General features: G+C 72.0%; 10 protein-coding genes. 5 read left to right on the forward strand and 5 right to left on the reverse strand.

Going from position 1 to position 17058, the window contains the following annotated elements:
- Positions 1-42 precede the first annotated feature (42 nt).
- From AB0J12_RS14615 to AB0J12_RS14625, 3 genes are all read right to left on the reverse strand, one after another.
- Complete coding sequence (locus AB0J12_RS14615) at positions 43-456, reverse strand: hypothetical protein (RefSeq protein ID WP_363264640.1); 414 nt, start codon at positions 454-456, stop codon at positions 43-45.
- A gap of 1232 nt (positions 457-1688) precedes the next feature.
- Entirely contained in the window at positions 1689-4382 is a 2694-nt protein-coding gene (gene ppdK / locus AB0J12_RS14620) for a pyruvate, phosphate dikinase (RefSeq protein ID WP_363264641.1), read from the reverse strand.
- A gap of 614 nt (positions 4383-4996) precedes the next feature.
- Positions 4997-6268: an ROK family protein gene (locus AB0J12_RS14625; RefSeq protein ID WP_363264642.1), complete on the reverse strand. Its 1272-nt coding sequence runs from the start codon at positions 6266-6268 to the stop codon at positions 4997-4999.
- Between the two features lie 121 nt (positions 6269-6389).
- Here AB0J12_RS14625 and AB0J12_RS14630 point away from each other — a divergent pair, with 121 nt between their 5' ends.
- The 3 genes from AB0J12_RS14630 to AB0J12_RS14640 all read left to right on the forward strand — a co-directional run bounded on the left by AB0J12_RS14630 (position 6390) and on the right by AB0J12_RS14640 (position 11780).
- Positions 6390-7868: a hypothetical protein gene (locus tag AB0J12_RS14630; RefSeq protein ID WP_363264643.1), complete on the forward strand. Its 1479-nt coding sequence runs from the start codon at positions 6390-6392 to the stop codon at positions 7866-7868.
- A complete protein-coding gene (locus AB0J12_RS14635) occupies positions 7865-9802 on the forward strand; it encodes a glycogen debranching N-terminal domain-containing protein (protein WP_363264644.1) in 1938 nt (645 codons plus the stop codon). Before AB0J12_RS14630 ends, AB0J12_RS14635 begins: the two co-directional genes overlap by 4 nt.
- Before the next feature lie 415 nt (positions 9803-10217).
- Entirely contained in the window at positions 10218-11780 is a 1563-nt protein-coding gene (locus AB0J12_RS14640; protein WP_363264872.1) for a CDP-alcohol phosphatidyltransferase, read from the forward strand.
- Between the two features lie 77 nt (positions 11781-11857).
- On the opposite strand, the gene dusB is transcribed toward AB0J12_RS14640, so the two are convergent.
- Positions 11858-13036, reverse strand: coding sequence for a tRNA dihydrouridine synthase DusB (dusB, locus tag AB0J12_RS14645; RefSeq protein ID WP_363264645.1), 1179 nt, complete (start codon positions 13034-13036; stop codon positions 11858-11860).
- A gap of 81 nt (positions 13037-13117) precedes the next feature.
- On the opposite strand from dusB, the gene AB0J12_RS14650 reads away from it, so the two are divergent.
- A complete protein-coding gene (locus AB0J12_RS14650) occupies positions 13118-14569 on the forward strand; it encodes an MFS transporter (RefSeq protein WP_363264646.1) in 1452 nt (483 codons plus the stop codon).
- On the opposite strand, the gene AB0J12_RS14655 is transcribed toward AB0J12_RS14650, so the two are convergent.
- The gene (locus tag AB0J12_RS14655; RefSeq protein ID WP_363264647.1) at positions 14566-15510 is read right to left on the reverse strand and encodes a helix-turn-helix transcriptional regulator; all 945 of its coding nucleotides are present in this window, start codon (positions 15508-15510) and stop codon (positions 14566-14568) included. The two genes, AB0J12_RS14650 and AB0J12_RS14655, sit on opposite strands and share 4 nt — an antisense overlap.
- A 101-nt stretch (positions 15511-15611) precedes the next feature.
- On the opposite strand from AB0J12_RS14655, the gene AB0J12_RS14660 reads away from it, so the two are divergent.
- Positions 15612-17042, forward strand: a complete 1431-nt coding sequence (locus AB0J12_RS14660; RefSeq protein ID WP_363264648.1) for an MFS transporter — start codon at positions 15612-15614, stop codon at positions 17040-17042.
- The last annotated feature ends 16 nt before the right edge of the window (positions 17043-17058 follow it).

The following is a 17058-nucleotide window of genomic DNA, read 5'->3' on the forward strand; positions in this document are numbered from 1 at the left end:
AGCCCAGACGCAGGCGTCTGGGCTCGGTAGTTCGATCGGGCCCTAGCGGGCGTCCTTGTTCTCGAAGTGCACGGTCGGGGAACAGTTGTCGGGCTGAAGGCTGCCCTTGTCGCGGCACGCACGCATGTAGGCGTGGTGGGTGTAGAGCTGGGCTCCGTCCCAGTTGGAGTTGTGCAGCGAGACCGTCTTGTTCTGCTTGCCGTTGTAGCGGATCCAGCCGTGGCCCTCGACGCGAACGAGCATGTAGACGTTGTGGCCGTCTTGCTTGTCCGCGTCCTCCAGCTTGCCCTGCCACTCAAAGGCACCATGGTTCTGGAGAGGACGATTGAAGCGGTACTCCCCGTCGATGAAGCGAACTCCCGCGCCCTTGATCAGGGGCAGCTTGTGCCACCCCGGCGTAGCCGCCGCGGTGCCGGCTCCCAGGAGAAACACACCCGCCGCCAAGACGCCGGCCATTGCCTTCTTCATTGCTTGCCTCTCAGTAAGCCGAGGGACCACGGTGGACCCCGGCGATGACTGAAGGTAATGGGTCGGTAACGTGCTGAATCCTTCACTCGTCGGACGACCACCACATCAGGTGATCCAGGACGTAGCGTCGACGACGAAGCAGAGTGCGCCGAGCCATGCACCGCCAGGGCGATGACACTTGGGGAGGCAGCCGGAGTCTCGCTTCCGACAGCGCCGCAGGGCATCCCCGGCCACTGACCGACGGTGAGTGACCAGGAGAGCGTGGACGGCGCGGTCACGGAGACCGTTCCACTGGGGTGCGCCTCGCTGAGCCGCAGTTCGTTGTACACGGTGCTGAGTTCCCGCGGCACGCACGCGAGAGGGAAGCTGAGACCCATGGGCTCCACCTTGACCGTCAGCGTGCCCTTGCCCTGGCAGCTCACCGACACCGCCAGGCCACCCGCGTGGATCCTTCCGAGGTCGATCCGACGGTTCCCCCTCGCCGCGGCCACCTGGGCCAGAGGTTCGCCGGACGGAAGCTTCGGCGCGGCAGTGACTGCTTCAGCCTCGATGTGTTCAGCCCGCTCGCCAGTCGATACGTCGGCGGCAGGCGGCGTTCCCGTGTTGCCGCTCGCGAACGGATGGCCGGCTTCGGCGGATCCCGTGCAGGCGGTCAGCCCCAGGCAGCACAGTGCGACGGCTGCCGGAACGACAGCGGCGCCGGAACGGATTCTCACAGGTAGCCCCCTGTCGAAACCGCCCCGAGTAGGCGGTCGAACACGGGCAGGCTATGTCCCCGGCAGCGCCCTCTTGGAGCGAAGAGTCAATCTCTGAGCAGCAGTTGAGGTCAGGTGTCGATCGCGCCTGGAACCCACGAGGCGGCGGGGGCGGGCACCGCCATGCGGTTCACAAGTCTCACCGTGGGCCTTGCGGCTCGCGGTCGTGGGCGCTGCGGTGGCTCACCCACTGTCGGCGCGACCACGGCCCGCACCTGCCCCCACGCCCCACACACACCCCGAAAGGGCGGCACCCCCGCACAAGGGTGCCGCCCTCTCTTCGTGGGCCGGAGCCGTCGCCGATCGGTGAGGGTCGGGTGACAAGCGGCGGCTCCGGGGCTTTCCCGGCCCTGGTGGGCCGGTTCCCGGGTTCACCCGGCCTTCGTGGGCCGGGGTCCCGGGCCTCGGCCGGCCTTTGCAGGCCGGGCGGCGTGGACCCCGCATGGTCCACGCCGCCCGCAGGGATCAGCGGTGGTCGCTGCCCTCCGACTGGGTCGCCGCGCGGCCGGCCTCCAGGCGGGCCACCGGGATGCGGAACGGGGAGCAGGAGACGTAGTCCAGGCCGACCTCGTGGAAGAAGTGGACCGACTCCGGGTCACCGCCGTGCTCGCCGCAGACGCCGAGCTTCAGGTCGGGGCGGGTCTGGCGGCCCGCTTCGGCCGCCAGCTTGACCAGGGAGCCGACGCCGTCCTTGTCGATCGTCTCGAAGGGGCTGACGCCGAAGATGCCCTTCTCCAGGTACGCGGTGAAGAAGCTCGCCTCCACGTCGTCGCGGCTGAAGCCCCACACCGTCTGGGTCAGGTCGTTCGTGCCGAAGGAGAAGAACTCCGCCGCCTCCGCGATCTGGCCCGCGGTGAGCGCGGCGCGCGGCAGCTCGATCATCGTGCCGATCGCCAGGTTCAGGTCCGTGCCCGTCGCCGCCTGGACCTCCGCGATGACCCGGTCGGCCTCCTCGCGGACGATCTCCAGCTCCTGGACCGTGCCCACGAGCGGGATCATGATCTCGGCGCGCGGGTCGCCCTTGGCGTTCTTGCGCTCCGCCGCCGCCTCGGCGATCGCGCGGACCTGCATCGTGAACAGGCCGGGGATCACGAGGCCGAGGCGTACGCCGCGCAGGCCCAGCATCGGGTTCTGCTCGTGCAGGCGGTGCACGGCCTGCAGCAGGCGCAGGTCGTTCTCGTGCGGCTCCTGGCGGGACTCGGCCAGGGCCACGCGGACCGACAGCTCCGTGATGTCGGGCAGGAACTCGTGCAGCGGCGGGTCCAGGAGGCGGACCGTGACCGGGAGACCGTCCATCGCCTCGAAGAGTTCGACGAAGTCCTTCTTCTGGAGCGGGAGGAGGGCCTTCAGCGACGCCTCGCGCTCTTCCTCCGTGTCCGCCAGGATCAGGCGCTCGACCAGCTCGCGGCGGTCGCCGAGGAACATGTGCTCGGTGCGGCACAGGCCGATGCCCTGAGCGCCGAACCTCCTCGCCCGCAGCGCGTCTTCCGCGTTGTCGGCGTTGGCGCGCACCCGCAGGCGGCGCTTGCGGTCGGCGAACGCCATGATGCGGTGCACGGCCTCGACCAGCTCGTCGGCGTCGTCGGCGCCCGCGTGCATACGGCCCTCGAAGTACTCCACCACGGGAGAGGGGACGACCGGTACCTCACCGAGGTACACCTTGCCGCTGGAGCCGTCGATGGAGATCAGGTCGCCTTCCTCGACGACGTGGCCGCCCGGCACCGTCATCCGGCGGCGCTTGGTGTCGACCTCCAGCTCCTCAGCGCCGCAGACACAGGTCTTGCCCATGCCGCGGGCGACGACGGCGGCGTGGGAGGTCTTGCCGCCGCGGCTGGTCAGGATGCCCTCGGCGGCGATCATGCCGTCCAGGTCGTCGGGGTTGGTCTCGCGGCGGACCAGGATGACCTTCTCGCCCGAGCGGGACCACTTCACCGCGGTGTAGGAGTCGAAGACGGCCTTGCCGACCGCGGCGCCGGGCGAGGCCGCGATGCCGCGGCCGACCTGCTGGACCTTGGCCTTCTCGTCGAAGCGCGGGAACATCAGCTGCGCGAGCTGGGCGCCGTTGACGCGCTGGAGGGCCTCCGCCTCGTCGATCAGGCCCTGGTCGACCAGCTGCGTGGCGATGCGGAAGGCCGCTGCCGCGGTGCGCTTGCCGACGCGGGTCTGCAGCATCCACAGCTTGCCGCGCTCGATGGTGAACTCGATGTCGCAGAGATCCTTGTAGTGGTTCTCAAGGGTCTCCATGATCTGCATCAGCTCGTCGTACGACTTCTTGTCGAGCTTCTCCAGGTCCGCGAGCGGCACCGTGTTGCGGATGCCGGCGACGACGTCCTCGCCCTGCGCGTTCTGCAGGTAGTCGCCGTAGACGCCCTGGTGGCCGGAGGCGGGGTCGCGGGTGAAGGCGACGCCGGTGCCGGAGTCGGGGCCGAGGTTGCCGAAGACCATCGAGCAGACGTTGACCGCGGTGCCCAGGTCGCCGGGGATGCGCTCCTGGCGGCGGTAGAGCTTGGCGCGGTCGCCGTTCCAGGAGTCGAAGACGGCGCGGATGGCGAGGTCCATCTGCTCGCGCGGGTCCTGCGGGAAGTCCCGGCCGGTCTCCTTCTTCACGATCTTCTTGAAGGTGGTGACCAGCTTCTTCAGGTCGGCGGCCTCCAGCTCGGTGTCGACCGCGACCTTCTTGGCCTCCTTGGCCTTCTCCAGTGCGTCCTCGAAGAGCTCGCCGTCGACGCCGAGGACGGTCTTGCCGAACATCTGGATGAGGCGCCGGTAGGAGTCCCACGCGAAGCGCTCGTCGCCGGCCTGCTCGGCGAGGCCCTTCACGGACTTGTCCGAGAGGCCGATGTTGAGGACCGTGTCCATCATGCCCGGCATGGAGAACTTCGCGCCGGAGCGTACGGAGACCAGGAGCGGGTTGTCGGCCTGACCGAGCTTCTTGCCCATCCGGCTCTCCAGCGCGTCGAGGTGTGCGCTCACCTCGTCACGCAGTGCCGCCGGCTCCTCGCCGCTGTCCAGGTAGACCTTGCATGCCTCCGTGGTGATGGTGAAACCGGGCGGGACCGGAAGGCCCAGGTTCGTCATCTCGGCGAGGTTGGCACCCTTGCCGCCGAGGAGGTCCTTGAGGTCCTTGTTGCCCTCGGTGAAGTCGTAAACGAACTTCACGCCCTCAACGCTGTTGCCCGACGCGGGTCGCTGCTGATCTTTGTTTTCCGACACGGGTCTCGACTCCTCGAGGACGCGGTGGCTGCCCTGACGTCGAGGAACATACCCAGATCGAAGGCACCTGGGTACGTCCACTTGCACGTCATGCGCCTGTAACCAGTCGTCCGCCAGCGGATCGAAAGTCAAGGCTTGGCAAGCAACCGAGGCTTTTTGTTTTCACTTCTTGAACGCATCAACACCCGTAGACCGCTCGCATCGCTCATATGAGCGGCTTTCGGCACGTCTGATTTTCTCCGATGAACGATCAAGTCGTGGCACTGAGTGCCACCCTTTGATGAAGTGCAATCGCTCTTGATTTGCTCATCTGAGCGCCACCCTTATCAGGGGTGGCGAGAATCACGCTCCCACAGGGGACGGGATTTCACCATGCGGACGAGTATCCGGACGGTCGAGCCCTCACACGCCCGGACGGGGCCGAGCCCTCACACCGCACCTCTCGCAGCACCAGGCCGTGCTGCGGTGCGCGGGGTGGTCCTGCCGGCCAGGTGACTCGATCTTGGAAGCAGCCGACGGTGCCCCCCAGCGGTCCCTGCCGTTCACCGGCTCCGTGCCGTTCACACGCCCAGCGCCCGCAACCGCTCCTCCACCCGCTCCGGCGCGTACAGGTGCTCCACCACCAGCGCACCCGCGCCCACCAGCGCCGCACGCTCCCCCAGCCGCGAGGTCACCACCTCCAGATGAGCGGTGGAGCGCGGCAGCGCCCGCTGGTACAGCAGCTCCCGTACGCCGGTGACGAACGCGGTGCCCGCCAGGTCACCCGCGATCATCAGCACGCCCGGGTTGAGCAGCGTCACCACCGTCGCCAGCACCTCGCCGACCCGGCGCCCCGCCTCCCGCGCCAGCCCCACCGCCTCCGGATGCCCGGCCGCCAGCAGCTCCCGCACATCCGAGCCGGACGCCGCCGCGACCCCCGCCTCCGCCAGCCGCCGCGCCACGGCGCCGCCGCTCGCGACGGCCGCGAGGCAGCCGTAGGAACCGCACCGGCACAGCGCCCGCTCACCGTCCGGCACCCGGATGTGCCCGATGTCGCCGGCGCCGCCGTCGACGCCCCGGTAGACGCAGCCGTCCACCACCATGCCCGCGCCGATGCCCGTGGACACCTTGACCAGCGCGAACGCCGAGCAGTCGGGGTAGGACGTGCGCTGTTCGCCGTACGCCATCAGGTTCGCGTCGTTGTCGACCAGGACCGGGACCGGTGGCAGGCCCGTGTGGTCGGTGAAGGCTCTGGCGAGGCGGCCCGTTATGTCGTAGCCGTCCCAGCCCGGCATGATCGGCGGCTGCACCACCCGGCCCGACTCGCTGTCCACCGGGCCCGGCACGGCCAGCCCGATGCCGCACACCTGTGCCGCGGGCCGTCCCGCGGCGGCCGGCAGGCCGGCGAACCAGCGGCCCAGTTCGCCGAGAACGGCCTCCGGTCCGTCCTCGATGACCAGGGTTCCGGAGCGCTCGGCGAGGATCTCGCCGGTCAGGGTCAGCAGCGCCGCCCGGGCGTGCCGCGTGTCCAGGTCGGCCGCGAGGACGAGCGCGTGCTCGTCGTCGAACTCGAGGGTGATGGAGGGGCGGCCGCCCAGCGGTGAGTCGACCGGTCCGCCGGCGCCCTCGCGCAGCCAGCCCGCCCGGAACAGCCGGTCCAGGCGCTGGCCGACGGTCGCCCGGGACAGCCCGGTCGCCTGCTGCAGCGCCCCGCGCGTGGTCGCGCGGCCGCTGCGCACCAGCTCGAGCAGGTCCCCGGCGCCGGTCTGCGGCGCGCCGCGCCCGGCCCTGCCGGGCCGTGCGGCCTCTCCGGTCCGCCCGGTCCGCCCGGCTTCTCCGGTCCGTCCGTTCATGCCCGCACCCCCTTGCGTTTCCCCATCCTGCATTACACAGTGGGTTCTGCGTGTTAAATAGACGTAACTCAAGGTGGTCCCGGCCGGTCCGCTCGGCCGCACGTCTTTCGGGGAGTCCCGAGTGGATCGCACGGCCCAGCTCAGCGTCCGCGGCACCGAGCCGATCACCGCCCGCCGCACCGGGCGGGACACCGCCCACGATCCCCCAGCCGTACCCGCCGGACTGCACGGCAGGGCCGCGGCCGTACTGAACGCCAACTGGACCGGCACCTCCACCGTGCCCTCCCGCACCCTGTATCCCCACCAGTGGTCGTGGGACTCGGCGTTCACCGCGATCGGGCTCAGGCACCTCTCCCCGTTACGGGCGCAGACGGAGCTGGAGACGCTGCTGGCCGCGCAGTGGGGTGACGGGCGTGTGCCGCACATCGTCTTCAATCCCGCCGTCCCCCTCGACGCCTACTTCCCCAGCCCCGACTTCTGGCGCTCCGCCGGCGTCGGCCGCGCCGCCGGCGCCCCGCGCACCGTACAGACCTCGGGCATCGTGCAGCCACCGGTACACGCGCTGGCCGCCTGGCTGGTGCACCGGGCCGACCCGGAGCTGTCCGGGGCGCGCGGTTTCCTCGCCGGGCTGTATCCCAAGCTGGCCGCCTGGCACCGGTATCTGCTGCACCGGCGGGACCTGGGCGGCGGCGGGCTGGTGTCCGTGGTGCACCCCTGGGAGCAGGGCATGGACAACAGCCCCTGCTGGGACGCCCCGCTCGCCCGCGTCACCCCCGCCCCGGCCCGCTCCTTCCGCCGCGCCGACCTCGACCACGGCGCGGCTCAGGACCGGCCCACGGACCTGGACTACGGCCGCTACGTAAGCCTCGCGGCCGACTACCGGGACCGCGGATACGCCGACGGGAAGGGCGACTTCGCCGTCGAGGACCCCGCCTTCAACGCCCTGCTCATCGCCTCCGAGCACGCCCTGGCGCGGATCGCGCACGAGCTGGGCGCGCCCGGCGCGGCCCGCCACGCGCGCGCCGAGCGGCTGACCGGGGTGCTCGTGGCGCGGCTGTGGGACCCGGCGCGGTCCATGTTCTTCGGCCGGGACGTCGTCGGCGGCGGCCTGATCGGCGAGCGCGGGGTGTCCGGGCTGATCCCGCTGCTGCTGCCGGCGCTGCCGCGCGAGCAGGCCGCGGCCCTGGTCACCACGCTCACCGGGCCGCACTTCGGGCTGGGCACCACCACCCGCCTGGTGCCCAGCTACGACCTGCTCGGCGAGTCCTTCGACCCGCACCGCTACTGGCGGGGCCCGGCCTGGTTCAACACCGGCTGGCTGATCGAACGCGGGCTGCGGACCCACGGTGAGCGGGAGCGGGCCGACGGGCTCGCGCGGGCGCTGCTGACCTGCGCGGACACCTCCGGTTTCGCCGAGTACGTCGACCCGTACACCGGCGAGCCGTGCGGGACGCGGGACTTCGGCTGGACGGCGGCGCTGACGCTCGACCTGTGGCACGGCCCGGCAGGGCGGTCCCTCGGCGCGGGCGTGTCCCCGGGGGCCGGCGAGACGTTCGGAAAGAGCAGCGACAGGGACTCAAGGGGAGGGGACGGGGGATGACCGATCGGCATCATCTGCTGGTGTACGGGGGGACGTTCGCCGCGGTGGACGACGGCGGCGACATCACCGGGGTGCGCGGCGGGCACGTGCCCGACGGGCTGTTCGTGCGGGACGGGCGGCATCTGAGCCGCTGGCAGCTGACCGTCGACGGCGCGGTGCCCGAGACGCTGACGCCGGTCGCGGGCGGGGACACCGCGCGCTGTGTGCTGGTGCCGCGCGGCGGCCGCGACGAGCCGCCCGCGTACACGCTGTTCCGGGAACAGGCCGTCGGGGACGGTTCGTTCGTCGAGGTGCTGCGGGTGGTCGGCAACCGGCCGGTGCCGACGACGGTACGGCTCGCCCTGACCGTCGACGCCGACTTCGCCGACCAGTTCGAGCTGCGCTCCGACCACCGCACCTACGCCAAGCTCGGCGTCGTACGCTCCCGCCGGATCCTGGACGACGGGGTGGAGTTCACCTACCGGCGCAGCGAGTGGCGCTCGTGCACGACGGTCGGCGCGGACCCGGCCCCGGACGCCGTCGAGGAGACCGGCACGGGCGCGCGGCGAATGGTGTGGACCCTGGACCTGCCGGCGCACGGCACGGCCGAACTGACCCTGCGGGTGATGGCCCGCCCGCACGGGGAGAAGCGTGCGCTGCGCGTGCCGCGCTCCCCGCGGTCGGTCGCCGAGCGGCTGCGGGCCGACGAGGAGCGGTTCCTCGAGGGCGTGGCCTTCCCCACCGGCTGGCCGGAGCTGGCCGCGGCCTGTGCGCGCGGCCTCGCCGACCTCGCCGCGCTCCAGGTGCCGGCGCGGGGACCGGACGGCGAGGAGCTGCGGGTGCCCGCGGCGGGCGCGCCCTGGTACCTGACGCTGCTCGGCCGGGACGCCCTGCTCACCTCGCTGTTCACCCTGCCCTACCGGCCCCGGCCGGCCGCCGACACGCTCCTCGCGCTCGCCGCGACCCAGGCGCGCGAGGACGGGGCCGCGCCGGTCGCCCAGCCCGGCAAGATCGTGCACGAGGTCCGCCACGGTGAGCTGGCCCACTTCGGGCAGGTGCCGTACGGGCGGTACTACGGCTCGGTCGACGCGACCCCGCTCTTCCTCGTCCTGCTCGGCGCGTACGTCGAGCAGACCGGCGACGGCGAACTGGGCCGCCGGCTCCAGCCGCACGCCCGCGCGGCCGTGGACTGGATGCTGGACCACGGGGGGCTCACCTCCCGCGGCTACCTGGTCTACCGCGCCGACCGCGGCGGCCTCGCCAACCAGAACTGGAAGGACTCCCCCGGCGCGATCTGCTCCGCCGACGGCACCCGGCCCGGCGGCCCGGTGATGGCGGCGGGCGCCCAGGGCTACGCCTACGACGCGCTGCGCCGCACGGCGTGGCTGGCGCGCACGGTGTGGCGGGACGAGGCGTACGCGGCGCTGCTGGAACAGGCCGCCACCGATCTGCGTGACCGCTTCCAGCGGGACTTCTGGATGCCGGAGCACGACTTCCCGGCGCTGGCCCTGGACGGGACGGGCCGCCGGGTCGACGCGCTGGCCTCGGACGCCGGGCATCTGCTGTGGTCGGGGCTGCTGGACAAGGAGTACGGCGAGCAGGTGGGCCGGCGCCTGCTGGAGCCGGACTTCTTCTCGGGCTGGGGCGTGCGCACGCTGGCGGCCGGGCAGCCGGCGTACCACCCGCTGTCGTACCACCGCGGTTCGGTGTGGCCGCACGACAACGCGGTCGTCGCGCTCGGGCTGGCGCGCTACGGGTTGCACGACGAGGCCCGGGTGGTCGCACGGGGGCTGGTCGACGCGGCGGCGGTGAGCGGGCACCGCCTGCCGGAGGTCATGGCGGGGTATGGGCGCGGAGCTCATGCGGAGCCGGTGCCGTATCCGCATGCATGTGTGCGGGAAGCCAGGTCTGCGGCGGCTCCTCTTGCGCTTCTTGCGGCTGTGGGCGGCGCATAGGGGGCCGGAGGGTGTCGCAGGGGTTCCGTCGTCTGCGGGGTGCGGGTCCGCTGTGGCTTGTCGCGCAGTTCCCCGCGCCCCTTGCCGGCATTGCCCTGCCCGGCCCTTCCCGGAACCGTTTGCCGGGTGTTTGCCGAGGCTCGTGAACAGGGGTCCGCGGGCCGTCGTACGGGAGGACGTCGTGGCCCACCGTTGGAAGGACCCCGGGTTGTCTCAGGACACCAGTACGCGTGAGCGGGAAGAGGGCGCCGCGGCGCCCCTCGCCGCCGAGCCCTCCGGCGCCCGCCGCTTCTTCCGCGCCCCGCACGTGCGTGCCCGGCTCGCCGGGTGGCGGGCCCGGCATCCCTCCGCCGCCCGGTGGTTGTCACTCGCCGTCACCGTGCTCGCCGCTCTTCTCGTCCAGGTGGCCCTTCAGATGCCGAACACGCAGGCCGGGCTGCGGCCCTCCGCGTTCGTGCGGCTACCGGCCGAGGCGATCATCGGGGCGGTCGTGCTGCTGTACCTGCCGCGGCGTTCGCGGATCGTCGCGGCGGCCCTCGCCGGGGCGCTGGTGGGCTGGCTGGCCGTGCTGGACATGCTGGACATCGGCTTCACGGAGTATCTGGGCCGGCCGTTCAACATGATCCTGGACTGGGGGCTGTTCGACGACGCCCGCTCCTACGTCGCGGACTCCCTCGGCTCCACGGCGGCGCTCGGTCTCACGGTGGGCGCGATCGCCCTCGTCGTGGCTGTGGTCGTCCTCGTCGCGCTGTCCGCCGTGCGCCTCGGCTCGGTGCTCGCCCGGCACCGGGTGCGCGCGGCCCGGGGTGCGCTGATCGCCGGGACGGTGTGGATCGCGTGCACGGCGTTCGGTGTGCAGCTCGCGGGCGCCCCGCTGGCCTCGCGGCACGCCGCGGCCGTCGCGAAGGCGCAGGCCCGTACCGTGCGGGACACCGTGCGCGACGAGGCCGCGTTCGGCAAGGAGGCCCGGGCCGACGCCTTCGGGAACACCCCGCCGGCCCAGCTCGTGCCGGATCTGAGGGGCAAGGACGTGATCTTCACGTTCATCGAGAGTTACGGCCGCAGCGCGATCGAGGACCCGGTCATGGCGCCGGGCGTGGACGGCACCCTCGCCGCGCGCACCCAGGCGCTCGCCAAGGCGGGCTTCCACGCCAAGAGCGGCTGGCTGACGTCGGCGACGTACGGCGGCGGCAGCTGGCTCGGCCACTCCACCTTCATGTCCGGCCTGTGGATCAGCAACCAGCAGCGCTACCGCACGGTCATGGCCAGCGATCACCTGAGTCTGACGAAGGTGTTCGCCAAGACCGGCGCGTGGGACACCGTCGGGGTGATGCCGGGCGTGGTGAAGGCCTGGCCGGAGCAGAAGTACTACGGCCTGGACAAGGTGTACAACGCCTTCCAACTGGGCTACCACGGCCCGAAGTTCAGCTGGTCGACGATGCCCGACCAGTTCGCGCTGCAGCAGTTCCAGCAGCGCGAGCACGGCCGTGAGCGCGGCAAGCCGCTGATGTCGGAGATCATCCTGACCTCCAGCCACCAGCCCTGGGCGCCGGTCCCGCACATGGTCGGCTGGGACCAGCTGGGCGACGGCAGGATCTACGGCCCGATCGAGAAGGCGGGCAAGAAGTCCGCGGACGTCATCGCCGACTCCACGGCCTCCCGCGAGGAGTACGGCAAGTCGATCCAGTACTCGGTGACCGCGCTCACCCAGTGGCTTCAGCGCTACGGCACCGACGACACCGTGCTGGTCTTCCTCGGCGACCACCAGCCGATCGCCCGGGTCAGCGGCAACCACGCCAGCCGGGACGTCCCGGTGTCGATCGTCGCCAAGGACCCGAAGGTGCTGCAGAAGATCGCCGGGTGGGGCTGGACCGACGGGCTGCGGCCCGCGCACACCGCGCCGGTGTGGAAGATGAGCGCCTTCCGCGACCGCTTCCTGACGGCGTACGGCTCCGTCCCCCACCCTTCCGGGAAGTGACCGTCCGCCGCCCCTCCGGGAAGTGACCGGCCCCCGCCTCTCCGCGAGCTGACCGGCCCCCGCCGCCCGGTGGCCGGTCAGCCGCCGGAGGTGTCCAGCTCGGCGTCCTCGGTGACGCCCGCGCAGTCGTAGGGGTCCTTCAGCCAGCCGTCGGGCAGGACCACACGGTTGTTGCCGGAGGTGCGGCCGCGCGGGCCGTCGGCGCCGGCCGGCCAGGGCTGGTCGAGGTCCAGCTCGTCGAGGCCGGAGCGCAGATCCTCGAGGGTGGAGGTGATCGCGAGGCGCTTGCGCATCTCGGAGCCGACGGCGAAGCCCTTGAGGTACCAGGCGACGTGCTTGCGGAAGTCGATCACGCCCCGCGACTCGTCGCCGAGCCACTCGCCGAGCAGGGTGGCGTGCCGGACCATGACGTCGGCGACCTCGCGCAGGGTGGGCCGTACGCGGTGTTCGTCAGTGCCTCCGGCACGGGCCGCGGTGCGCCCCTCGAAGGCGGCCACCAGGTCGGCGAACAGCCACGGCCGGCCGAGGCAGCCGCGGCCCACGACGACGCCGTCGCAGCCGGTCTCGCGGACCATGCGCAGCGCGTCCTCGGCGCACCAGATGTCGCCGTTGCCGAGGACGGGGATCTCCGGCACGTGCTCCTTGAGCCGGGCGATGGCGTCCCAGTCGGCGGTGCCGCCGTAGTGCTGGGCGGTGGTGCGGCCGTGCAGCGCGATGGCGGTGACGCCCTCCTCGACGGCGATGCGGCCGGCGTCGAGGTAGGTGAGGTGGTCGTCGTCGATGCCCTTGCGCATCTTCATCGTCACCGGCAGGTCCCCGGCGCCGCTGACGGCCTCGCGCAGGATGGCCCGCAGCAGGTTCCGCTTGTACGGCAGCGCGGAGCCGCCGCCCTTGCGGGTCACCTTCGGGACCGGGCAGCCGAAGTTCAGGTCGATGTGGTCGGCGAGGTCCTCCTCGACGATCATGCGGACGGCCTTGCCGACGGTGGCCGGGTCGACGCCGTACAGCTGGATGGAGCGGGGACGCTCGCTCTCGTCGAAGCGGATCAGCTGCATGGTCTTGTCGTTGCGCTCGACCAGCGCCCTGGTGGTGATCATCTCGCTGACGAACAGCCCCTTGCCACCACTGAACTCCCTGCACAGGGTGCGGAAGGGCGCGTTCGTGATACCCGCCATGGGAGCGAGTACCACCGGCGGTGCGACGAGGTGCGGACCGATTCGCAGCGTGGAGTTCACATCAGTCGTGGGCGTGGGCATGGCCCCATTGTCGCGTACGCCCGCCCTCACGAACCAAAGTAATTAGTTAGTCACACTAGTGATGAGGGGTATTGTGGTCCCATGCCTGAGCTGAGCCCTCGCCGCAGACTGCTCGTGCTCGCGATCTGCTGCATGAGCCTGCTGATCGTGAGCCTCGACGTCACCGCTCTGAACGTCGCCCTGCCCGCCATGCAGCGCGATCTGCACGCGTCGACCTCCGGGCTGCAATGGACGATCGACGCCTACACGCTGGTCCTGGCCTCCCTGCTGATGCTGGCCGGCTCCACCGCCGACCGCGTCGGCCGCAAGCGGGTCTTCATGGCGGGCCTGGTGGTCTTCACAGCCGGATCGGCGCTGTGCTCCCTCGCGCCCAGCCTCGACGCGCTGGTGGCGTTCCGCATGGTCCAGGCCGTCGGCGGCTCGATGCTCAACCCGGTGGCGATGTCGATCATCACCAACACCTTCACCGACCCACGCGAGCGGGCCCGGGCCATCGGCGTGTGGGGTGCGGTCGTCGGCATCTCCATGGCAGCGGGCCCGATGGTCGCCGGGGTGCTGGTAGAGACGGTCGGCTGGCGGTCGATCTTCTGGCTCAACCTGCCGGTCGGCCTCGCGGCCCTGCTGCTCACCCTGCGCTACGTCCCCGAGTCCCGCGCCCCCAAGGCCCGCCGCCCCGACCCCGTCGGCCAGCTGCTGGTCATCGCCCTGTTCGGCGCCCTGACCTACGCGATCATCGAGGCCCCGGCCGCCGGCCTCGCCTCCGTGCTGCCCTTCGCCGCGATCGCCCTCGCCGCCCTGCTCGGCCTGCTCTGGTACGAGCCGCGGCGCGACGAACCCCTCATCGACCTGCGCTTCTTCCACTCGGCACCGTTCAGCGGGGCCACCGTGATAGCGATCAGCGCGTTCGCGGCGCTCGGCGGCTTCCTGTTCCTGTCCACGCTGTACCTGCAGAACGTGCGCGGTCTGAGCGCCCTGCACGCCGGCCTGTGGATGCTGCCGATGGCCGTGCCGACGTTCCTGTGCGCCCCGCTGTCCGGGCGGCTGGTCGGCTCCCGCGGTCCTCGGCTGCCGCTGCTGATCGCGGGCGTGGCGATGACCACGAGCGCGGTGCTGTTCGCCGGGTTCGAGGCGGAGACGTCCGGCGTGACGCTGTTCCTCGGATACGTGCTCTTCGGCATCGGCTTCGGCTTCGTCAACGCGCCGATCACCAACACGGCGGTGTCGGGCATGCCGCGGGCCCAGGCCGGGGTGGCCGCCGCGGTCGCCTCGACGAGCCGGCAGCTGGGGCAGACCCTGGGCGTTGCGGTGGTCGGGGCGCTCCTTGCCTCCGGCGTGACGGGGTCGTCGTACCGGGAGGCGTTCGTCTCCGCGGCGAAGCCGGGCTGGTGGGTGCTGGTCTTTTGTGGCGCGGCGGTACTGGTGCTCGGGGTCGTGAGCAGTGGGCGTTGGGCGCGGATGACTGCGTCGCGTACGGCCGAGAGGCTTCAGTCGGACGAGGTGCGGCAGGTCGTGGGGGCCTCCGAGCGCGCCTAGCCGCGGGTGGTTTGCCGTTGCTCGCGCCCACGTGGCGGAGCCGCATGGTGTCCCGCCCCGCGCCCCGTCACGGCGTATTCGTGCAGCTTCTCCAGACGTGCCCTCGTCTCCTCGTCCGCCGGGACGTAGGTGACCATGCGGGCGCCGACCTCGGGGTTGAGCCACAGGTCCGTGTGGTCCAGCACCAGGCGGCCCACGTACTTGTTGAGGAACTCCTTGCGCTTGGTGCGGTGGGCCACGACCTCGTGGCGGTCCCAGGCCTCGCGGAAGTCGGGAGACTGGTCGCGCAGCCGCTTGAGGAGCATCTTCCAGGCCGGTTCTCCCAGGTGGCCGGCCATGGCGGCGCGGAAGCGGGCGGCCATCAGCCGCTGGGCCTCCTGAAGGTTCACGATCGAGGACTGCCAGTCCGGGTGGGTGTAGGACAGGACCAGGCAGTTGCGGTCCTCGGGCGGTACCGCGTCCAGGTCGCACATCAGCAGGCCGTAGGTGCGGTTGTAGGCGACGATGTCGTACCGGTCGTTCTGGATGGCCGCCGGGACCGGCTCCAGTTGCTCCAGCAGGGCCCGCACCGCGGGCGTCACCGAGGGGCAGCTCTGTGCCGGGCTCGGGTCGACGGCGCCGGCCAGCTGGAAGAGGTGGGCGCGTTCGGTGCCGTCGAGCCGGAGCGCGCGGGCGAGGGAGTCCAGTACCTGCACGGAGACCTGGATGTCGCGGGCCTGCTCCAGCCACGTGTACCAGGTGACGCCGACCGCGGAGAGCTGGGCGACCTCCTCGCGGCGCAGGCCGGGGGTGCGGCGCCGGCGGCCGCGGGGCAGGCCGACCTGCTCGGGAGTCAGGCGCTCACGGCGGCTACGCAGAAAGGCGGCCAGCTCGTGGCGGCGGATCTCGGTGCCGTGCGGGGCGGCGGGGCCGGGCTGCGTCTCCTGGGCCAGCATGGTCATGCTCCCAGGGTGCCGCCTCGCGGGTCCTGTTTCCAGGTAGTGCTTGTACCAGGATAAGGACACTCTGGTACCAGCCTCCGGCCCGGCGCAGGCTCGGTGGCGTGACCGAGACCATCACTTCACGCCCTGTCCGATCCGACCCTGCCACACCGCCCGCGCTGAGCGGGCCCGGGTTGTTCGCGGTGCTGCTCGCGGCGGCACTGCCGCTGATCGACTTCTTCATCGTCAACGTCGCCCTGCCCACCATCGGCCGCGATCTGCACGCCGGCGAGTCCGTGCTGGAGCTGGTCGTCGCCGGGTACGGCGTCGCCTACGCCGTCCTGCTCGTGCTCGGCGGCCGGCTCGGCGACCTGTTCGGCCGGCGGCGCCTGTTCCTCGCCGGGATGGCCGCCTTCGGGCTGACCTCGCTGGCGTGCGGGCTCGCCCCGGACGCCTGGACCCTGGTCGCCGCCCGGGTCGCCCAGGGCGCCGCGTCCGCCGCGATGCTGCCGCAGGTGCTGGCCACCATCCAGGCGGCCACGTCCGGCGCGCGCCGCGCCCGCGCGATGGGCCTGTACGGCGCGACGGCCGGCCTGTCCATGGTCGCGGGCCAGATCCTGGGCGGCCTGCTGGTCGCCGCCGACCTGTGGGGCACCGGCTGGCGCTCGGTGTTCCTGGTCAATGTGCCGGTCGTGGTCGTGGGTCTGCTGCTGGCTGCGCGTACGGTCCCCGAGACGCGCTCACAGCGTCCCGAGCCGGTCGACGGCCCCGGCACGGTCCTGCTCGCGGTCGCCCTGCTCACCCTGCTGGCTCCGCTCACCGAGGGGCGGGCGGCGGGCTGGCCGCTGTGGACGTGGCTGTCGCTGGCCGCGTTCCCCGTCGCGGCGGCCGCCTTCTTCACCGTGGAACGCCGGGCGGACCGGGCCGGCCGGACGCCGCTGGTGCCGCCGAGCCTGTTCGCGCTGGCGTCGCTGCGCCGGGGGCTGGTGCTGATCCTGCCGTTCTCGATCGGGTTCAGCGGGTTCATGTTCGTCGTGGCCGTCGCCCTCCAGCGGGGTGCGGGCCTCGGCCCGGTGGCGGCCGGGCTGGCGCTGGCCCCGCTGGCCGTGACGTTCTTCTTCACCTCCCTGGCCGGTCCGCGCCTGGTGGCCCGGTTCGGCACCCGGGTGGTCACGGCGGGCGCGGTGCTGCAGGGCGCAGGCCTGGCGCTGATCGTCCTGGCGGCCTGGCGGTCCTGGCCGCACCTGGGCGTCCTGGAACTGCTGCCGGGCGGGGCGGTCGCCGGGGTCGGCCAGGCCCTGCAACTGCCCGTGATCTACCGGGTGGTCCTCTCCGAGGTGCCGCCCGCGCGGGCCGGCGTCGGCAGCGGCGTGATGACGACGACCCAGCAGGCGTCCCTGGCGCTGGGGGTGGCCACGCTGGGCACCCTCTTCCTGTCCCTGACCCCCGGGATCGGCATGCGGGACGCCCTGATCACGGCCCTGCTGGTCCAGCTGGCCGGGGTGGCGCTGACGGGCCTGCTGAGTCTGCGGCTGCCGCGGACCGTGGGCTGAGCGATGAGTTCCGGTG

The sequence above is a fragment of the Streptomyces sp. NPDC049915 genome, assembly GCF_040656475.1.
Taxonomy (GTDB): domain Bacteria; phylum Actinomycetota; class Actinomycetes; order Streptomycetales; family Streptomycetaceae; genus Streptomyces.